Source organism: Pseudomonas putida (genome assembly GCF_025905425.1).
GTDB lineage: Bacteria > Pseudomonadota > Gammaproteobacteria > Pseudomonadales > Pseudomonadaceae > Aquipseudomonas > Aquipseudomonas putida_AF.
Genome location: NZ_CP109603.1, coordinates 1,341,495 through 1,360,729, shown reverse-complemented (window position 1 = coordinate 1,360,729; position 19,235 = coordinate 1,341,495). Strand labels below are relative to the sequence as shown.

At 57.7% G+C, this 19,235-nt stretch carries 20 protein-coding genes; 9 read left to right on the top strand and 11 right to left on the bottom strand.

Annotation, left to right across the window (positions count from 1 at the left end; translation table 11 throughout):
• Positions 1 to 80 precede the first annotated feature (80 nt).
• From OGV19_RS06125 to OGV19_RS06110, 4 genes are all read left to right on the top strand, one after another.
• Complete coding sequence (locus OGV19_RS06125; protein ID WP_264312560.1) at positions 81 to 1,391, top strand: C4-dicarboxylate transporter DctA; 1,311 nt, start codon at positions 81 to 83, stop codon at positions 1,389 to 1,391.
• A 44-nt stretch (positions 1,392 to 1,435) separates the two neighbouring features.
• Entirely contained in the window at positions 1,436 to 2,140 is a 705-nt protein-coding gene (locus OGV19_RS06120; RefSeq protein WP_264312559.1) for a FadR/GntR family transcriptional regulator, read from the top strand.
• A gap of 16 nt (positions 2,141 to 2,156) precedes the next feature.
• Positions 2,157 to 2,837, top strand: coding sequence for a GntR family transcriptional regulator (locus OGV19_RS06115; RefSeq protein ID WP_264312558.1), 681 nt, complete (start codon positions 2,157 to 2,159; stop codon positions 2,835 to 2,837).
• 75 nt (positions 2,838 to 2,912) lie between these two features.
• Entirely contained in the window at positions 2,913 to 3,965 is a 1,053-nt protein-coding gene (locus OGV19_RS06110; protein WP_264312557.1) for a hypothetical protein, read from the top strand.
• A 40-nt stretch (positions 3,966 to 4,005) separates the two neighbouring features.
• On the opposite strand, the gene OGV19_RS06105 is transcribed toward OGV19_RS06110, so the two are convergent.
• Positions 4,006 to 4,434, bottom strand: coding sequence for a PACE efflux transporter (locus tag OGV19_RS06105; RefSeq protein ID WP_264312556.1), 429 nt, complete (start codon positions 4,432 to 4,434; stop codon positions 4,006 to 4,008).
• A 102-nt stretch (positions 4,435 to 4,536) separates the two neighbouring features.
• Between OGV19_RS06105 and OGV19_RS06100 the strand changes: the two genes are divergently transcribed.
• On the top strand, positions 4,537 to 5,415 hold the full coding sequence (locus OGV19_RS06100; RefSeq protein WP_264312555.1) for a LysR family transcriptional regulator: 879 nt from the start codon (positions 4,537 to 4,539) through the stop codon (positions 5,413 to 5,415).
• Positions 5,416 to 5,554: 139 nt separating this feature from the next.
• Entirely contained in the window at positions 5,555 to 7,441 is a 1,887-nt protein-coding gene (gene mcpA / locus OGV19_RS06095; RefSeq protein ID WP_264312554.1) for a methyl-accepting chemotaxis protein McpA, read from the top strand.
• Between the two features lie 78 nt (positions 7,442 to 7,519).
• On the opposite strand, the gene OGV19_RS06090 is transcribed toward mcpA, so the two are convergent.
• From OGV19_RS06090 to OGV19_RS06080, 3 genes are all read right to left on the bottom strand, one after another.
• Positions 7,520 to 8,584, bottom strand: coding sequence for a YkvI family membrane protein (locus tag OGV19_RS06090; protein ID WP_264312553.1), 1,065 nt, complete (start codon positions 8,582 to 8,584; stop codon positions 7,520 to 7,522).
• Between the two features lie 131 nt (positions 8,585 to 8,715).
• Positions 8,716 to 9,093 carry a RidA family protein gene (locus OGV19_RS06085; protein ID WP_264312552.1) on the bottom strand — a complete coding sequence of 126 codons (378 nt, stop codon included), beginning with the start codon at positions 9,091 to 9,093 and terminating at the stop codon, positions 8,716 to 8,718.
• An 18-nt stretch (positions 9,094 to 9,111) separates the two neighbouring features.
• On the bottom strand, positions 9,112 to 10,242 hold the full coding sequence (locus OGV19_RS06080; protein WP_264312551.1) for an NAD(P)/FAD-dependent oxidoreductase: 1,131 nt from the start codon (positions 10,240 to 10,242) through the stop codon (positions 9,112 to 9,114).
• A gap of 115 nt (positions 10,243 to 10,357) precedes the next feature.
• On the opposite strand from OGV19_RS06080, the gene OGV19_RS06075 reads away from it, so the two are divergent.
• The gene (locus OGV19_RS06075; protein ID WP_264312550.1) at positions 10,358 to 10,963 is read left to right on the top strand and encodes a helix-turn-helix domain-containing protein; all 606 of its coding nucleotides are present in this window, start codon (positions 10,358 to 10,360) and stop codon (positions 10,961 to 10,963) included.
• A gap of 133 nt (positions 10,964 to 11,096) precedes the next feature.
• Positions 11,097 to 11,882: a sulfite exporter TauE/SafE family protein gene (locus OGV19_RS06070; protein WP_264312549.1), complete on the top strand. Its 786-nt coding sequence runs from the start codon at positions 11,097 to 11,099 to the stop codon at positions 11,880 to 11,882.
• Positions 11,883 to 11,901: 19 nt separating this feature from the next.
• Here OGV19_RS06070 and OGV19_RS06065 read toward each other — a convergent pair whose 3' ends face one another.
• Positions 11,902 to 12,447: a histidine phosphatase family protein gene (locus OGV19_RS06065; protein WP_264312548.1), complete on the bottom strand. Its 546-nt coding sequence runs from the start codon at positions 12,445 to 12,447 to the stop codon at positions 11,902 to 11,904.
• A 381-nt stretch (positions 12,448 to 12,828) separates the two neighbouring features.
• Between OGV19_RS06065 and OGV19_RS06060 the strand changes: the two genes are divergently transcribed.
• Entirely contained in the window at positions 12,829 to 13,122 is a 294-nt protein-coding gene (locus OGV19_RS06060; protein ID WP_264312547.1) for an aminotransferase class I/II-fold pyridoxal phosphate-dependent enzyme, read from the top strand.
• A 570-nt stretch (positions 13,123 to 13,692) separates the two neighbouring features.
• On the opposite strand, the gene OGV19_RS27735 is transcribed toward OGV19_RS06060, so the two are convergent.
• From OGV19_RS27735 to OGV19_RS06035, 6 genes are all read right to left on the bottom strand, one after another.
• Positions 13,693 to 13,884 carry a rubredoxin gene (locus tag OGV19_RS27735; protein WP_413470112.1) on the bottom strand — a complete coding sequence of 64 codons (192 nt, stop codon included), beginning with the start codon at positions 13,882 to 13,884 and terminating at the stop codon, positions 13,693 to 13,695.
• Between the two features lie 30 nt (positions 13,885 to 13,914).
• Positions 13,915 to 14,865, bottom strand: coding sequence for a LysR family transcriptional regulator (locus OGV19_RS06055; protein ID WP_264312546.1), 951 nt, complete (start codon positions 14,863 to 14,865; stop codon positions 13,915 to 13,917).
• 86 nt (positions 14,866 to 14,951) lie between these two features.
• The gene (locus OGV19_RS06050) at positions 14,952 to 15,815 is read right to left on the bottom strand and encodes a DMT family transporter (RefSeq protein ID WP_264312545.1); all 864 of its coding nucleotides are present in this window, start codon (positions 15,813 to 15,815) and stop codon (positions 14,952 to 14,954) included.
• A 40-nt stretch (positions 15,816 to 15,855) separates the two neighbouring features.
• Entirely contained in the window at positions 15,856 to 17,079 is a 1,224-nt protein-coding gene (locus OGV19_RS06045; protein ID WP_264312544.1) for a cation:proton antiporter, read from the bottom strand.
• 46 nt (positions 17,080 to 17,125) lie between these two features.
• A complete protein-coding gene (locus OGV19_RS06040; RefSeq protein ID WP_264312543.1) occupies positions 17,126 to 18,358 on the bottom strand; it encodes an ATP-grasp domain-containing protein in 1,233 nt (410 codons plus the stop codon).
• Positions 18,355 to 19,233 carry an iron-containing redox enzyme family protein gene (locus tag OGV19_RS06035; RefSeq protein ID WP_264312542.1) on the bottom strand — a complete coding sequence of 293 codons (879 nt, stop codon included), beginning with the start codon at positions 19,231 to 19,233 and terminating at the stop codon, positions 18,355 to 18,357. The genes OGV19_RS06040 and OGV19_RS06035 overlap by 4 nt, the downstream gene beginning before the upstream one ends.
• Between the last annotated feature and the right edge of the window lie 2 nt (positions 19,234 to 19,235).

Sequence of the window (19,235 nt, the reverse complement as noted above, 5' to 3'; positions counted from 1 at the left end):
GGTAAGACCACAATAATTAAGTCCTGCGCTCTTTGCCCCTCGTGGCATCGAAGCAAGGACACCGATCAGAGATCACTCCCATGCTCAAATGGTGCTCGCGTTCGATCTTCCTGCAAGTCGTGCTGGGCCTTGCCCTCGGCATCGCCTGCGGCCTCAGCTTCCCCGAAGTCTCCCTACAACTCAAACCCCTCGGTGACGGCTTCATCAAGCTGATCAAGATGCTCATCGGCCTGATCGTGTTCTGTGTAGTGGTCAGCGGTATCTCCGGTGCGGGCGACCTCAAGAAGGTCGGGCGAATCGGCCTGAAGTCGGTCATCTACTTCGAAGTACTGACCACCATCGCCCTGGTGATCGGCCTGGTGTTCGCCTTCAGCAGCGGCATCGGCAGCGGCGCCAACATTCATCTGGACCAGTTGTCCAGCGCCGACGCCAGCAGCCTGGCCGAGCGCGGCCAGCATATCCATGGTGCCACCGCGTTCTTCATGGACCTGATCCCAACGTCGGTGATCGGCGCCTTCGCCGACAACAACATCCTGCAAGTGCTGCTGTTCTCGGTACTGTTCGGCAGCGCCCTGAACCTGGTGGGCGACTCGGCGGCGGGTATTTCGCGGCTGATCAACGAGCTTAGCCATGTAATCTTCCGCATCATGGGCATGATCGTGCGCCTGGCGCCGATTGGCGTGTTCGGTGCAATCGCCTTCACCACCAGCAAATATGGCCTCGAATCGCTGCAGCACCTGGGTGGCCTGGTCGCGCTGTTCTACCTGACCTGTGCCGGTTTCGTGCTGATCGTGCTGGGTACCGTCATGCGCCTGTCGGGCCTGAAACTGCTGCCGCTGATCAAATACCTGCGTGAAGAGCTGACCATCGTCCTCGGTACCGCCTCTTCCGACGCCGTGCTGCCACAGATCATGCGCAAGCTCGAACACCTGGGGATAGGCACCTCCACCGTCGGCCTGGTCATCCCGACCGGCTACTCGTTCAACCTCGACGGTTTCTCCATTTACCTGACCCTGGCCATCGTCTTCATCGCCAACGCCACCGGCACGCCACTGGAGATGACCGACCTGTTGACCATTCTTCTGGTATCGCTGGTGACTTCCAAGGGTGCTCATGGCATCCCAGGCTCGGCGCTGGTGATCCTCGCCGCCACCCTGACCGCCGTGCCGGCCATCCCCGTGGTGGGCCTGGTACTGGTGTTGGCAGTGGACTGGTTCATGGGTATCGGCCGGGCGCTGACCAACCTGATCGGCAACTGCGTGGCCACCGTGGCCATCGCGCGCTGGGAGAAGGACATCGACCTGGAGCGCGCGCAGAACGTACTCGCTGGCAAACCCGGTTTTGCCCACACGCCCCGCAAGCAGCCCAACACCCATCAACAGGAATTCTGATCGAACGAGGCCGGCGATGACGCCGGCCCTTCCAGGAGCGAACCGTGATCAGCTCATCGACCGTCGTCAACTCAGTGGTGGAGAAACTCCGCCAAGCCCTGGCCCGCGGCCAGTGGCGCACCGGCGACATGCTGCCTGGCCAGCGCGAACTGGCCGAACAACTGGGCATCAGCCGCCCCAGCCTGCGCGAAGCCGTCACCGTGCTGGAAACCCTGGGCCTGGTGCGCGCGCTGCCGGGCAAAGGCGTGCTGGTACTGGATGCCGATGCTGCCCTGCAGGAGCCGGGCATCGACACCAGCGCGTCGGCCAGCCTGGCCGATGTGCTGGAGCTGCGCTACACCCTCGAACCCTTCATCGTCGGCCTGGTGGCGCAATCGGCCAACAGCCACGACATTGGTCAACTGCGCCTGACGCTGATGGACATGCGCGAAGCGCTGGAAGCCGATGACACCGAGGCCGGGGTCAAAGCCTACATCGCTTTGCATGAGGCGCTGTTCGCCCTGACCACCAACCCGATCTTCCAGAGCGTGGTGCAACAGACCAGCAATGCCCTCAAGCAGAGCGCCGACATGCTGCGCAATTCGCCCGAGCACCTGGCCGCACGGCTGAAGGAGAACGAGGCCGTGGTGCGCGCCATCCGCGAACGCAACAGCGCCGAGGCCAGTGCACAGATGCGCCAGCACATCCTTGCCGAAGGCCAGCGCATGGGCATTCAACTGAACATCCCGGACGAACATCCACGCACTTGACCCCAGGAGAGCGACCATGACTGCCTGCGCCCACGCCGCCCCCCGCCTGCCTGCCCTGCTCGCCGCTGGCGAAACCCGCCTGTCGGCCGACCAGATCTACCCACGGCTGTTCGATGCGATTCTTGAGCAACGCTTGCCGCCCGGCGCCCTCTTGCCCGAGCAGGCGTTGGGCCATGCCTTTGGCGTAAGCCGCACGGTGATCCGCCGGGTGCTTGGCCGCCTGTCGGACCAACAGGTGGTGGTCCAGCGCCCCAGTCACACCGCGCACCTGGCCGCCCCTGACCCGGACCAGGCGCGCCAGGTGCTCAGCGCCAGGCGGCTGGCCGAAACCACCTTGATCACCCTGGCCGCGCAGCGCGCACGGCCAGCGCAAATCCGTCAGTTGCGCCAGCTGGTCGAGCGAGAGCGCCAGCACCACGAAAGCGGCGAGCGTTGCGCGGCCATCCGCCTGGGCGGCGAGTTTCACCTGAAGCTGGCGCAGGTTGCCGCCAACGCACCGCTGGCGCGGTTTCTCAACGGCCTGGTGCCGATGACCTCGCTGATCATCGCCCGCTATGAATCGCCTTGCTGCGACCACTGTGCCTGGGAAGAACATGCGGCCATCATCGATGCGGTGGAAGCAGGTGATGCAGCGGCGGCGCTGGCACTGATGCACGAGCACCTGGACCGGCTGCAAGACAAGCTCGACCTGGGCTGAGTTTTTTGGCCGTTGTAGGAGCGTAATCTCTATACTCGAGAGACCACCCCAGCCTCTACCCAGGGAGGCGGCCGCGTGAGCTCGCGCACCCCCTTACTGCTACTGTGCCTATTGCTCGCCCTCGGCGGCTGTGCGAGCAAGCGCCCGCCTGCCCCTCCGCCGCCCGCGGTGCTTACCCCGGCCACCTGGCAGCGTATCGATCAGGACCTGATCGATGCCTCGGTCGGTGCCGCAGGGTCGGCCAACGATTACGCCCGGCGCTCCATGCGGGTATGGAAGGAGCAGGTGCAGCAACGCACCGAGCGCGACTTCATCCCGTGGTTCACCGGTTACTGGACCCAGCAATGGCTGACCCTCAAGGTCGCCTGGTACAAGCTCGGCAGTGGCGAGGGCCGCGAGCCTGCGGAAAAACGCCTGGCGCTGTACCTGCAGGAGCAGTACCACGAACGGGTGATCGAGCCTGTGGCCGAGCAGATCAACCCCGAGGGTATCCGCGACCGCGCCTGTGAACTGTACGTGCAACTGGTCGGCCAGCAACTGCCGGCCATCATCGCCCGCTACAACGCGCCGCCCGAGCAATTCAGCCAGCGCCTCAATCGCATCCCCGCCATTGCCTTGGGCCCGCCCGATGCACGCAACGCCAGCCTCTATCAACTGCTGCGGGCCAAATCACTGGACCAGCAACCGGCCTGGCAAGCCATGCGCCAGCATCTGCACCTGCAAGCCAGCAAAGGCCCTGGGCAGACCGACGTGGGCCTGTCGTCGGTGGCAACGCGTGCCAGCGAAAAGCTCGGTGCCACCCTGGCCCCACGCGGCATCGCCAGCGCCGTGGCCTCGGCGGTGGGCAAGGTAGCCGGGGCGATGATCTCGGTGGCGGCGGCCGGTTACGGCCTGATCACCCACGACCGTGAACAACCGCAGATGGTAGAGCAGTTGCGGGTCATCCTCAATGTGGCGCTGAACCAGGAGTGGCAGGAACTGATGGAGAACCGCCAGAGCGGGGCGATGGCGGGGGTGTATTACCTGTCAGGGCAGGTCGAGGACAGTTTACTGGCCAGTGCGCCGCGGCCGGTGGAGCCGCAGGCCGAGCAGAAGCAGGAGCCCCTATTGATACGCCTGCCACCGTAGCGGTTGCTTGTACCGGCCTCTTCGCGGGCACAGCAGCTAGTCAGGCGGTAGCCAACGCCGAATTGGGCAACCCGAAGATCCGGTCGAACGCCCAGTTGTAGGCAAAGGTGTAGCACGGCACCAGAATAATGAACGCAAGGTCCACCAAAAACGCCTCCACCAGGCTCATGCCCAGCCACCAGGCAATCAGCGGAATCAGGTACACCACCAAGGTCAGCTGAAACCCGATGGCATGCGCCACGCGCCGCGCCACGCTGCGCCCACGTTTGGCCTGGCGGCTTTCCCAACGCTCGAACAGCGTGTTGTAGATCAGGTTCCAGAGCATGGCGATAGTGGTGATCATCACCGCCAGTGGCCCGGTGTGGGAAGCCTGAGTGTCTGACAGATAAGCCAGCCCGAGGGTCGACATGCACAGCCCGATCAATTCATAGAACGTTACATAGACCAGTTTGCGTTTGAGTCCCTGCACCCGGGATTACCTCCAATGACTGAAAACGAGGGGTGCGAGGATGCTTCAATCTGCTTGACAGTAAAAGTCAGCAGCTGTCAGATCAACTGACAGGAGGCTGCCATGAACTTTTCCAGCGACAACATTCAGCTGTTTCTCGCCGTGCTCGACCGCGGTTCGTTCTCCGCTGCCGCGCGCGCCTTGCACCGCGTCCCCTCGGCCGTGAGCATGGCGATCGGCAACCTTGAAGCAGAGCTCGGCTACAGCCTGTTCGAACGTGGCCCGCGCGAAGTCCGCGCGACCGCCCAGGCCTTGGCTCTGGAGCCCCACGCCAGGTTGATCGCCGAGCAGCTCGGGCTGCTGCAGGTGCATGCCCTGGAGCTGTCCCAGGGACTTGAGAGCAGCCTGACCATCGCCGTGGTCCCGGACATCGACCAGCGCCCGCTGCTGGCCGCCATCGCCCGGCTCGGTGAGCGCTACCCGCTGCTGGACATCGCGCTGCTCAGCGCCCCGCAGGAAGACGCCCTGCAGCTGCTCGACAGTGGCCGCGCCGACCTCTGCGTAGCCTTCGCCGGCCTGCAGGTCGACGCCCGCCGTGGCTTCCAGCACATCGGCATCGAGTCGCTGGTGGCAACCCTCTCACCTGCCCACCCAGCCGTGCTCGACGACCGCGTTCGGTATCTCGAAGACCTGATCAACGTACGCCAGATTCTGGTGCGCAGCCGTGACCTGCCGCTGACCGACCCGCGCGCCCTGATTGGTGCCACGCATTGGTCCACCGACAGCTTCGATATCGCCCTGCAAATGGTCGAAGCAGGCCTGGGCTGGGGGGATCTGCCGCTGTCACGCATCGCCCCCCTGCTGGCTGCCGGGCGCCTGGTGCGGCTGGAATTTCGTAATACCCGTAATGAATTGCAGTTGCCGGTGCACATCTTGTGGCGCAAACAACACCCGCTGCACCAGGCGGCACGCCTGTTGATCGAACAGCTGTGTAGGCGTTGAACGCCGTTCGTCGAAACGGCCTAAAGAAATTTCGCTAAGTGTTTCAATTTTTTACCCCGCAAGCCGATAGCCAATCGACAGGCCGCAGCGCGTCATGAGCGCGCAACGCCCTCCCCTCATTGGCTCAAGGTCTCGAAACATGAACCTGAAATTTCGCCACAAGATCCTGCTCAGCGCCTGCGGCGTCGTGGTCCTGGCTTTTGCCCTGTTCACGCTCTACAACGACTACCTGCAACGCAACACCATCCGCCAGAACATCGAATCGTCGGTGCAGCAATCCGGTGCACTGACCGCCAGCAGCGTGCAGAACTGGATGAGCGGGCGCATCCTGGTGCTGGAGAACCTGGCCCAGGACATCGCCCTGCTCGGTGCCGGTGACTCCCTGGCCGGGCTTGTCGAGCAGCCTTCTTACACGCGCAATTTCCTGTTCACCTACCTGGGCCAGGCCAACGGTGCCTTCACCCAGCGCCCCGACGCCCAGATGCCCGCCGGTTACGACCCCCGCCAACGCCCGTGGTACAGCACCGCGGCAAGCGCCGGGCAGACCGTGTTGACCGCCCCTTACCAAGGTGCCGTCGGCGGCCTGATGGTGACCATTGCCACCCCCGTGAAGGGCAAAGGCAATGGTGAGCTGCTGGGTGTGGTCGGCGGCGACGTGACCCTCGACACCTTGGTCGAGATCATCAACTCGGTCGATTTCGGCGGCATCGGTCACGCCTTCCTGGCCGACAGCAATGGCCAGGTGATCGTCAGCCCCGATAAAGACCAGGTGATGAAGAACCTCAAGGACATCTACCCTGGCAGTGGCCTGCGCGTCGCCTCAGGCATGCAGGATGTCACCCTAAATGGCCAGGAGCGCTTGATTTCCTTCGCCCCGGTGTCTGGCCTGCCGTCCGCCCAGTGGTACATCGGCCTGTCGATCGACAAAGACAAAGCCTACGCGGCCCTCAGCCAATTCCGCACTTCGGCGATCATCGCCATGCTCATCGCCGTGGCGGCCATCGCCGGCCTGCTTGGTTTGTTGATCCCGGTGCTGATGCAACCGCTGACCACCATGGGCCGTGCCATGCGCGACATCGCCGAAGGCGAAGGTGACCTGACCCGCCGCCTGGCGGTGCAGAACAAAGACGAGTTCGGCGAACTGGCTACCTCGTTCAACCGTTTCGTTGAACGCATCCATGCCTCTATCAGCGAAGTGTCCTCGGCGACCCGCCTGGTGCATGACCTGTCGGAAAAGGTCGTTAATGCATCCAACGCTTCGATCACTGGCTCCGAAGAACAAAGCATGCGCACCAACAGCGTGGCAGCAGCGATCAACGAACTGGGCGCCGCCACCCAGGAAATCGCGCGCAACGCTGCCGATGCCTCGCAGCATGCCAGCGGTGCCAGCGAGCAGGCCCATGGCGGCCGCGAAGTGGTCGAGGAAGCGATCAGCGCCATGACCGCCCTGTCGCAGCGCATCAGCGAATCGTGCGCGCAGATCGAAACACTCAACACCAGCACCGACGAAATCGGCAAGATCCTCGACGTGATCAAGGGCATTTCCCAGCAGACCAACCTGCTGGCACTCAACGCCGCCATCGAGGCCGCCCGTGCCGGTGAAGCCGGCCGTGGTTTTGCCGTGGTCGCCGACGAGGTCCGCAACCTGGCGCACCGCACCCAGGAATCAGCCGAAGAAATCCATCGCATGATCACCAGCCTGCAGGTGGGCTCGCGTGAGGCGGTGCACACCATGAACACCAGCCAGGTCTCCAGCGAACAGACCGTGCAGGTGGCCAACCAGGCCGGTGTGCGTCTGGCCAGCGTGACCCAGCGCATTGGCGAGATCGATGGCATGAACCAGTCGGTGGCCACCGCCACCGAAGAGCAGACGGCCGTGGTCGAGAGCCTCAACCTGGACATCACCCAGATCAACGCCCTCAACCAGCAAGGCGTCGAAAACCTGAACGAGACACTGCTGCACTGCGATCAACTGGCCCAGCAGGCTGGCCGCCTGAAGCAGCTGGTAGGCAGCTTCAGAATCTGATTGCCACGTTAGTCGGCACGCCCTCTCCCGCTTTCTGTGGGAGCGGGCTTGCCCGCGAATGGGCTGCACAGCAGCCCCTTACACCACTACCGCCTTCGCAGCCTTGCCCCGCCGTACCCATGCCAGCAACACCGCTGCCATCAGCACAAAGCCCAGATACCCAAACAGCGGATACACCTCGCCCACCAGGCTGATGAACCCCACCAGGCTGCAGCCAAACGCCACCACACCGGTCACCACCGAGCCCCAGCGGAACTTCGCCGTGCCCGCCGGCATCAGCCGCGAAAGGAACGAGAACAGGGTACCCACCGCGGTGTTGACGATCATGCCGAAAATGATCAGGCACATCACCAGCCCCAACAACGGCGACACCTCATTGGCGATCGACAGCATTGGCATCGGCAAGTCGGCGACACTGTCCAGGCGTGACAACAGCCCAGCGCTCATCACCAACATCAACCCACCCAGCGCCGCACCGCCCAGCAACCCGCCCCACACTGCCGTCTTCTCACCTTTGGCCGAGCCGCCCAGAATGGCCAGGATCGGCGCACCGGCAACGATGTTGTAGGACACATACAAGAACGCGCCCAGCAGCCAATGACGGGTGCCCGCCTGTTGCTGGCTGGCCAGGTGATTGAGGTCGGCGAAGCTCTGTTCGCGGGTGAACACGGCGTACAGTGCAATCGCCGAAGCCACCAGAATCAGCAACGGCGTGATCGCGCCAATGGCCAGGATCACCTTGCGCACGTCCAGGCACACAATGCCCACCACCACGACCGTCACCAGCACACTGCCAGTCAACGCCGGGATGCCGAACTGCTGCTCCAGCAATGCACCGCCACCGGCCAGCATGACCACGGTGACGGCGAACATGAAGAAGGTGATCAACCAGTCGACGAACAGGCCCAGGTGACGGCCACAGATAGCCTGGATCACATCCTTGTGCGAGGTGGCCCGCTGGCGGTTGCCCAACCCCGCCAGGGCCATGCCAAGGAAGGTGAACAAGGCGGCACTGACCATGGCGCCGACCAGCCCCCAGACACCGAAATCGACAAAGAACAACAGCAGTTCCCGCCCCGAAGCAAAGCCCGCCCCCACGATCACGCCAACGAATGCGCCGGCGATTTTCAGCTGCTCTTGCATGTGAACCTCTGGATTTATTGTTGTTATGTGTCACTGCGGCAGAGAACGTGTGTAGGAGCAGCCTTGTGCTGCGAAAGGCCTCTTCGCCGCACAAGGCTGCTCCTGCAATTTCCCGCTAGATCAGTGAACGCCTACGCTTGACCGACAAACGCCTGCACTTCGATTTCCACATCCACCCCCAGCGCCAACGCCGAAGCCACAGTCGAACGGACGGGCAAGGCGTCGCCGAAGAACGCTTTGTAAACTTCGTTGAAGCCTGCAAAGTGGCTCATGTCCGACAGCCACACCGTGGCCTTCACCACCTGGTCGAGGCGTGCTCCGCTGGCCGCCAGGCTTTCAACGATGCGTTCGCAGGCCGCGCGGGTCTGGGTCTGGATATCACCGCGCACCACTTCGCCGCTGGCACTCATCGGTATCTGCCCGGAGAGGAACAGGAAACCACCGGCTTTCACCGCACGGGAAAACGGAAACGGCAGGCTGCTGGGAAAACGCTGGATGTCATTGCTCATGGAAAGCTCCTTTCTGGGTTACTGGAAACGTGCCGGGGACAGGCGCTCGGGCGCCACCCCCTGGCTAACAAGGCTAGGGCACAGCGGCTGACCGAGCAGCAGGTCAGCCGCCAGGCGCGAAGCACCTGCGGCCGACTGGATGCCATAGCCGCCTTGTGCCGCCAGCCAGAAGAACGCTGGCGTGCGCGGGTCAAAACCGATCACCAAATCGCCATCGGCAACGAACGATCGCAAACCCGCCCAACTGTGGCTCGGACGACGGATGCTCAACGTGGTCATGGCTTCGATGTTGTAGATGCCCAATGCCACATCGAGCTCTTCAGGGGCGGCATCCTGGGGCTCGACCGGGTCGGCGTTGGCGGGAGAGCCGAGCAACTGACCGGCGTCGGGTTTGAAATAGAAGCTCTCGTCAACACCAATGACCGCCGGCCAGCGGGCGAAGTCCTGGTCTGCTGGGCCAGGGAAGGTAAAGGCACTGCGTCGGCACGGTTGCAGCCCGATGGGGTTCACGCCGCACTGCTCGGCGACGCGGTCGGCCCAGGCACCGGCGGCATTGACCAGTTGGCGCGCCTGTACACGGCTGCCATCGCTCAGTTCTACCTGCCACAGCGCATCGCGGTAGCAGGCCTGGGCCAACTCCGCGTTGCAGCGCAGCTGCCCGCCGGCGGCGCGATAGCCACGCAAAAAGCCTTGGTGCAGCGCATGGACGTCCAGGTCCATGGCGCCCGGCTCCAACACCGCGCCAGCCAGCACCTCGGCGCGCAGGCTCGGCACCAGCGCCAGCGCCGCGTCGCGATCGAGCAGGCTGACCTCGGTGCCATTGGCCAGGTTCTGCGCGTGGGTCTGCTCGAGCAGTTGCTGTTGTTCAAGGCTGGCCACGTAAAGGCAGCCGCGCGGCTCAAGCAATGGGTGTTCGCAGAAGCCTTGTGGCGGCGCTTCATAAAATGCCCGGCTGGCGCGGGTCAGTGCCTGGATTTGCGGCGTGCCGTAGGCCTCCATGAACATGGCTGCAGAACGCCCCGTCGAGTGGTAGCCCGGCTGCGACTCGCGTTCGAGCAGCAGCACCTGTTGCTGGCCAGCCAGGCGATAGCCCAGGGAGGCACCGGCGATCCCGGCGCCAATGATCAGGGTGTCGTAGATCGGGGTCATGCACGCTCCTGTTTCGGTTATTATCATTTATGAGAATTCTAATATATGAGAATTTAGAAAAGCGCAAGTGTCCAAGGTAATATGCCCGACCAATGCCGTATGCCGAGTACCCCGAATGCCCGATGACCACCCCGATGCCCTGCCCCTGCTAGACCGCGCCGCCGTCGGCAGGCGCCTGCGCCAGGTGCGCAAGGCGCGCCAGCTGACCCTCAAGCAATTGTCCGAAGCCAGCGGCGTGCCGGTGTCGACCTTGTCGAAAATGGAGCTTGCCCAGGTATCGGTCAGCTACGAAAAACTGGCAGCCGCCGCCCGTGCACTGAATGTCGATATCGCCCAGTTGTTCCGTGCCAGCGGCACGGCCGAGGCGCCGGTGCCGGTTACCGTGGTGGTTGATTCACTGGCTGCGGTCGCGGGGTACGCAACCGGTACCTACGACTACCACCCGATCGCCGGCGCGTTCCCCGAACGTCGCATGACACCCGCCTATGCCCGCATCATTGCGCGCGAACGCGGGCAGTTCGACGATTTTATCCGCCATCCTGGCCAAGAGTTCGCCCTGGTAATCTGCGGGCGTGTGCGCATCGAATTCGAGACCGGCGAAGCGGTCAGCATCGGGCCGCAGGAGACCGCGTACTTCAACAGCCAGGTGGGGCATATCTACTTGTCTGAGAGCGAAGATGGCGGGGACGCACATGTGATGGTGGTGATGACAGACCGTTGAGCCGTGCGGTTTCAAGTCCAGGACAGGCAACACGCGGTTATAACCTAATAACGAACTAGTCTATTTGGCTATAAAAAATTCTATATGCTGGCTTCCATCCGATAACGGGCAAAGTTGGGCAGTCGAGTAGCGTATGGATGTAGGTTCTTTCGGTTTCACCCTTGCCGGGCTGGTCGTGGGTTTCATCGTCGGTATGACCGGCGTCGGTGGCGGCTCGCTGATGACCCCTATCCTCTTGTGGTTTGGCATCAACCCGGCCACCGCTGTCGGCACCGACCTGCTTTATGCCGCCATCACCAAGGCCAGTGGCGTGTGGGTGCATGCCCGCAACAAGAACATCGACTGGAAAATCACCGGCCTGCTGAGCCTGGGCAGCGTGCCTGCGGCGGCACTCACCCTGTGGTTCCTCAGCACCCTGCACACCGACACCTCGGCGCTCAACGCCATCATCAAGCAGGGCCTGGCCGTGGTGTTGATCCTCACCGCACTGGCTATCCTGTTCAAGTCGCGTTTGCAGGCATTCGCCAGCCGCCATGCCGGTGACCACTACCACCTCAGCGACCGCAGCCTGACCACGTTGACCGTGCTCACCGGTGTTGTGCTGGGCGTCATGGTTACCCTGACCTCCATCGGCGCTGGCGCACTCGGCACCGTGGCGCTGTTCCTGTTGTACCCGTTCCTGGTGACCCGCCGCCTGGTCGGCACCGAAATCGCCCACGCGGTGCCCCTGACCCTGGTCGCGGGCCTGGGCCACGCCGGCATGGGCAACATGGATTGGTCGTTGTTGGGCTACCTGCTGCTGGGCTCGCTGCCGGGTATCTACATGGGCAGCCACCTCACAGGGCGCATTTCCGACCGCGTGCTGCGCCCGTGCCTGGCGGCGATGCTGCTGCTGATCGGCTACAAACTGGCGTTCTGAGCCACGCTTGCCACTGCTATCAGCCCAGCCGCAGACGCCACTGCCCGGTAAAGCTGAGTTCTAGGCGCGATAGCGGCAACACATCGATGCGCTGGTGGGTGCTCAACGGGCACCCCAACAGCTGTACCAGCACAGCGCGGATGACCATGGGGTGGGTCACTGCCAGCCACTCGCCCGGCGTGTCGAACGCCGCCAGCCAAGCCCCCACACGCTGGCACAGCTGCGCGAAAGACTCACCGCCATGTGGCGTGCTGGCCGGATTATCCAGCCACTCGGACAACGCCTGCGGATCCTGCGCCTGCAACTGCTTGAGCGACAGGCCCTGCCAATGCCCCAGGCCACAATCTGCCAATGCAGGCTCGACACGCGCCTGTGTCTGCGCCGAAAACCAGGCCGCCGTCTCGCAGGCTCGGCGCTCCGGCGCTGTCAGTACCCGTACTTCAGGGCCGATTGCCACAGGCGGTTGCTCCAGCGCCAGCATGCCGTCTTCGGGCGTGGGCAAGCGCCCGGTCTTCTGAGCTTGGGTCAGGGCATGGCAAACAAGGGTCAGGCGAATGGCTTTCACCGGTGCTTCCTTCAGGGCAGGCGGGGTGAATGGTTTAGCATGCGGTGGTGTTTTTTTCTGCAACTAGATGCACCACCTAGGCTATTTGCCACTAGTAATTCCCTTTCAGACGGATCTTCCCCTGCTGTACCCTTAGAAAACAAAGAAGTTGCTGCATGACCGATATGACACGTCGATCGTTGGTAGGCCTGTGCATGCCCCTACCGCTGCTCGGCTAGCTAAGTTGGGCCAGTGAAGCCCCAACGGCTGCCAGCCCTCGCCCGATATGTATCAACTACAACGAAAGCCCGTTGGACCCAAACTCGGCAGCCCGCCAAGCGATGAGCGAGGATATCAGCCTGTACAGACGCTATCCTTACTACGCACTGTATCGACTGATTGATGTATTCGCCGGCTAGCATGGGCCTGGACGAGGAGCAGGGGTTCTGTGGCTCCAAACTCGCCCAGCAGCATGCGGTGATGGTATTTACCGGGACGCGCAGCCTGGTGGTGGCCGAACCGTCTTATGAAGCGACGGCGCAAGCCGCCGAAGGTCTTGGTACCACTGTGCACAGCATCAACCTGAACGCCAGCCACGCTCACGACATAGACGCTATGCTCGCGGCCGACCGCTCACCGGGGCTAATCTGCCTGTACAACCCCAACAACCCAACCGGTAGCTTGACACCACGCTAGGCCATCGAACGGTTGCTCACGCATAAACCGGTCGGCAGCGTGGTAGTAGTGGACTAGGCCTAAATTCATTTCAACGATGCCCAGAGCTGTATCGGCTCGGTCAAGCAATAGCCTGAGCTACTGGTACTGCAGACCTTCTGCAAACTCTATGGCATGTCAGGTGCGGCCTGAGCCTGGCCATTGCTCAGGCGCCGCTGCTGAAACGTCTTTAAGTCTACGACGGCCAGAATCTATCCGCTGCCCCCGCGCTGATGGCAGGCCTGGCCAGCCTGCAAGACCGCCAGTTGGTCCCCCAACGCAAGGCCGAAAACGCCCGACTGCGTGAACCGACGATCACCTGGCTGGGCGAACGTGGCTTATGTGTGAGCGTTGGAGATGAATAGGACATACAGCGGTTCGCGAGACGTTTGCCAAGGTGATGCTGGGAAAAAAAACTCACTACAGATCTCACCCCCCTAAAATATCCAATAACTTCAAGTTGCAACATATTAGAAAGAAAACCGAGAAGCAAGGTAGCCACAGCAACAGATTGACCAGACATCTCTAACCATACGTTAAATAGAGCTTGGTCTATCCGCTCTCACCACTCGTATCAACCACACATTTAGAAAAGTACGCTTTGTTTACTCCGCAATCCGGACACACCCAGTCACTAGGGAGATCAATAAAATCTATTTCAACCAAAACGCCTGACTCTTGGCACACCTGAACCCCATCATATTCATACCAACACTTACGACAAATATATCGACCTTCCGTCATATTTTCACAACCCCGCCAAAGAAGAAAGATTCATAAGCGTGTTTTTTTCCAACCCTGACTAGCGGCTGCGAGCTCACTCAAAAGATATGAAACCATGACTTTAACTCGTTTCGACAAAAACCTTCCAGATTGATAAACGACCCATGCAGTACCCTGTGGTTCCCCTTTAAAAACCCAATCAGGCAGCAAAACCTGCAACCTATTGTCTCCAATTGCTTCTGCAGCCAAGCACACAGGCAAACAAGAGATACCAACACCCGAAAGTGTGGCAGTTAACGTAGCCTCAGGACACTCTGACAAATATCTACCTGGAATTACTACATCACAGCTTTCCGAGACCGATGAGAATCTCCAACATTGTTTATTAGGGTCCCCCACGAAAGGAATACAGCTATGCGAGGTCAAGTCTGAAGGATGATTCGGCCTACTAGATTCCCTGAAATAATTTTCAGCCGCACAAATCACAAAGTCAATCTCGCAGAGCCTGCGCGCGATCATGCCCTCCGGAGGTTTATCGGTTATTATTATCCCCAGATCAATGCCATCTGATATAAAGTCAAACCTTTCACCACATAGCATTTGGACATCCACTTCTCTGTATCGAGACAAAAAAGCAGGAATCAACTTACTACACGCCGCATACAAAGATTTTGTCACTGCAATGCGTATCAAGCCCTGGGGGTTCTCTGTAAGCTTATCTTTTAATCTAAAAACATCAGCTGACGATTCAAGCACACTTTTGCAGTACCCATAAACCTCCTCTCCCTCCGGGTTTAATTTCAAGTTTCGCGTCGTGCGCTCTAGCAGCCTCAAAGACAATGCGCTCTCCAACTTTGTAATTTGCTTACTAATTGAAGAGGCAGTGACACCCAGCCTGACGGAAGCCTCGACAAAACTCCCACTCTCAACAACCACAGCAAATGTCGCCATGCAGGGCAAAATATCAACATGACTCTTTGGTAGGTAGCCTTTAGATTCCATTTCTTGACCACTCACTTTTATGTAAATGTGGCGCTACTGCATCGCACCGCCTTCACCTCTAACTTACAAATCCCAAGACCCACCCATTAAACCAAATGCAACACTACCGCACCAGCTAAAACCAAGCCGATACCCAGCCATTGCAACAAAGTTAATCTATCCCTATAAAATATGTAACCAAGAACAGCCGCCACGCCTCCTGAAAGCGTACTAATTACTGTCACAACTGCAACAGACCCACTGAGCGCTCCATATGAAAAAGCTGTAAATCCCCCTAAATTAAATAGGCTTGCGCCACCTAGCGCCCCATAAGAACTCAACCCAATTCTTTTTTTAGTTTTCACACTGAAAACCAGTGGCATCAGAAGCAAAGCTCCAACCAAGTAACTCATCCACAACATATTCACGGCACCGACAGCAGGCAAAGCATAGTTTCCTTGGACCCAGAAACTGCTCCCATAAAGGATGGCAGCTATCAGAGCAAAGCAGATGGCACCTCCCTCCTTCCTATTGCTCACAAACCCATGAGACTTATGCCCCAACCCTACAAGCATTACACCGAATGCGCACACACCTAACCCAAGAATCTGGTAAGAGGTCAGAATCTCCCCACTCATCCACGCCAATAATGTCGTAAAGATACCGTACGACGTTACCAACGGAGCAACTATTGCGATTCTGCCATGCTCGAAGGCTCTAGTAAGTGAAACGGCACCAAGCAATGTTAGAATTGCGGCCGATGCACATATAAGGACAACATCCACAGGCAATCTAATGATGAATGAGAACCCACTGCTGGATATGAATACGAAACCACTCAGCATGAGAAACCCTATCAACTGACTGAAGAATACAGAATATTTCACACCAAAGGTTCGCGCATTCACTCCTACTAAATAATCAGTAACCCCCCAACACAAAGCGGCCACAAGCCCCATTATCACATCCATTTCTTGACCTTCTTAAGTTGCGCCAAAACGCGAATTATCGTCACCCCTTTGGACATCCGCCACCCTGCCCAAAATAACTATTTAAGAAGACCAACATTGGAACTGTCAACATCATGGATGCGACAGAAAGGATCAATAGCACAGTATAGGAATCGTCTGACAAGAGCCCCTCTCGATATCCTACAGCCAGCACAACCAACTCAGCAGTACCTTTCGTACTCATTAGTATCCCGAGCTGCATTGACGCGCGCTGCCTCATGCCTACAAGTAATCCCGCAATATAGCAGCTGATAATTTTGCTAATTGTGGCCCCCAATAAAAATACGAACAACCAGAACCAAATATGCACCTGTGAAAGGCCACTTACAGAAATCATTCCTCCAGAAGCTATAAAAAACATAGGAATAACAAGCTGCCTAATACCAACCAGGTACTTATCCCAAGCACCTTTGACCCCAGCCACATCACCCACCACATAAGCAGCTAGTAAAGCGCCAACTGAGCTATGAACCCCAAAAAATTCTGTCAACTGCGAGGAGCCAAGCACAATTATAACTGTCACCACCACCTTCGCACCATCACCAAGCCCAGCCACTAACTGTGACTTCATTATTATCGGTCTCACTACAAGCAGCATAGTCGCGACATAAATAAGCCCAACCCCAAAATTTAATGCAATGCCGCCTCCTACCCCAGCGCCCCACACAATTAAAATAGCAGCCAACGCACACCAGACAAAAATATCTGTATACACTGCTGCAACAACAGCAACGCGACCTGTTTTAGCCTCAACTATCGCAATATCATCCAGAAGCAAAACCAGAACAGGGAGCGCAGTAACTGAGAATGCAACACCACAAAACAAAATATAACCAAGCATGGTATGCTGCAACCCCATATCCTCACTAGAATAGAAGGCCAAAACCCCACCAACAGCAAAAGACGTTACAACACCAAAGAATGCAACCAAAGCAATTTTACTATTACTGAGATCTCCTTCTCTTCGAGAAATACCGTGCCAGCATATCTCTACTAAGATTACTATCAACCCGAGTTCACCAAGGGCATTCAACAAACCCCTAGTCTCAGGTAACCCTATCTGGAATGCGATACTTGGTAGATAGGCGTCAAATATAGCCGACCCCATAAGCATACCTGCAACTATATCACCAAGCACTCTAGGTTGCCCGAACGCTACTACCGCCCTTCTACAGACCACGCACACAAACAATAAAACCAACATTACAACTATCAACTTAGACATGATAACACCCGTGCCAATCACCTCCGAAAAATCAAACCTCGTTAACTCAATCGAAAATCAGCGCAAGCGTTTTATGTACAAAGTCAGAGTCTCTAGCCAATACCTCCTGACTTTCATGAACAAGGTAAACCATGCCCCAAGATGATAGAAAATCTCGCGTCCGCCCTACAATTTCGCCCTCCACCACTGATAATTCCAACATATAAAATGAGTCAAGGCCTTCCACCTTCTCCAATCCGGATATACTTTTAACCACTCCAGACACATTGCAAATCAAGCAGCAAATACAAAAGTGCCTGCTAAACTCAACCGATTCAAACGCTCTCGAAAATCCACCCAGATAGACATCTATGTTTAGCTCATAGCAATTCACACCAGAACAAGCCTCTATTAACCTCGGAACATTCGCCCCTGGCAATCGGCCATTCTGCTCAATAATCAGCGGCCCACTCGAGCCGATCTTTAACTCGATATCATTAATACCCCAAAAAAATTCAAGAGCACTATTAACCTCTGACGCATATGAAAATGCGAGAAGCGCCCGACTATCATTAAGAGAAAGTGAGCGTATATTTTTATAGATACTTGGATTGCCATCTGCCTCGACCTTCTCGTACCTAGCAAAGCACAGCATTATCTTACGCCCACTCAGACCGCAATTCGCAGTCACAACAAAATACTCATCACCCGCCAAGTATTTTTCTACCAGCGCATAAAACTCGCCATCAGATTGGATTTCTCTATCTTTTTCGACAGCCTGAACTGCCGCGTACAACTCTCGATAATTACGGCAAACTTTGACATTGCGGCTACCCGTGCCCTGAGCCGGCTTCACGACTAACGGGTAGTCATTTTGCTGGAATTTATCAATCTTAAGCTCCTCTAGCCTGACTCCACGAGCCCAAGTAGCCGGTACGCCTGCAGCAATTAACTTTTCTTTCAACTCTAATTTATTTAGTCGGGCCTGGGAACTTTCAACGGGATTACCAAGTAATCCATACATACTACTTAGCGCATCGGAAAGCTTAATACCCACGTCAGACCCAGGGATAACTGCACGAATACTGTACCGAGAAAGCGCTTGCACTGCTTCATCAAGTTCATCTGCATAAACAATAGATTCAAACTCACTTAGGTTTTGTAGACGACGAACCGATTCAGACAACCGCTTAACGCTGATTAAAGCTATACTCAAGTAGCCGTGTTTTTGAATCTCCGCACCGTAATAACGCGCAGAACTTATCGGATCCACAACAACCACAGCTGAAAGCTTAGTCACTGAGAGATACTCCGCATCATTTTGTACATGTGATGATAATAACGCAGCGCCACGTTATAACGAATACTAACACCCAGCGCTAGTTCTCGGACAACTCCCTCCCCACAACCGGCATAATGATCCAGAACAACCTCTAGCCACGCATTACTATGCCGGGTATCGATACTGATATGAGACTGGTGATACGCTATTACTTTTTTCGGCACCTGTAGTCGTTCAAGAGCTTCTGTAGTTGCCCGAAAACGGACAGGGGCCGAACCTTCAATGATCCCTATAGCACCGATCAGTCTTGCATTGTATTCCCGCCTCAGCGCCCACATCAACAGAACGTTACCATTCATAAGGCACTCTAACGTTGGGTGCTCTGCTGTTATGTTTGCCTGCCGCAGGATATCTCGCATGAAGATAGAGGAATCTTTGAACATCATAGTGTGGACTGCAGCGGCATTGCCATTCCCCATTTCATCCCAATAGTTCTCCGCCGCCACCATCTTAGGCTTTAGTGGCATCCCCAACTGCACCATCGCCATTAAATCATCGAATGCCCCATCCACTAGCTCTTCCATGCATATGTAATAGGCTATTTGCTCTAAACTTGCTTTCCGCCTCAAAAACTCGATGAAGAATCGGATATCGGAATTCATCCTACGCTCCATAACCAGATACCAGTTTATGAACTCTGCTTTGACCTTAGGCAATCCAGCCAAGTCAATACACCCCTCTTCAACCGCATTCCAATTATTTTCTAATGAATATACTGAACGCCTCAGCGCTTCAGCATCTCTACCAAAACCGATTATGCTTTCGGGCGCACCAAGTGCCTTTTTGTAATACACAGCAAGCTGTTTTTGTTCCTCATAACCCAGAGCACCCATAG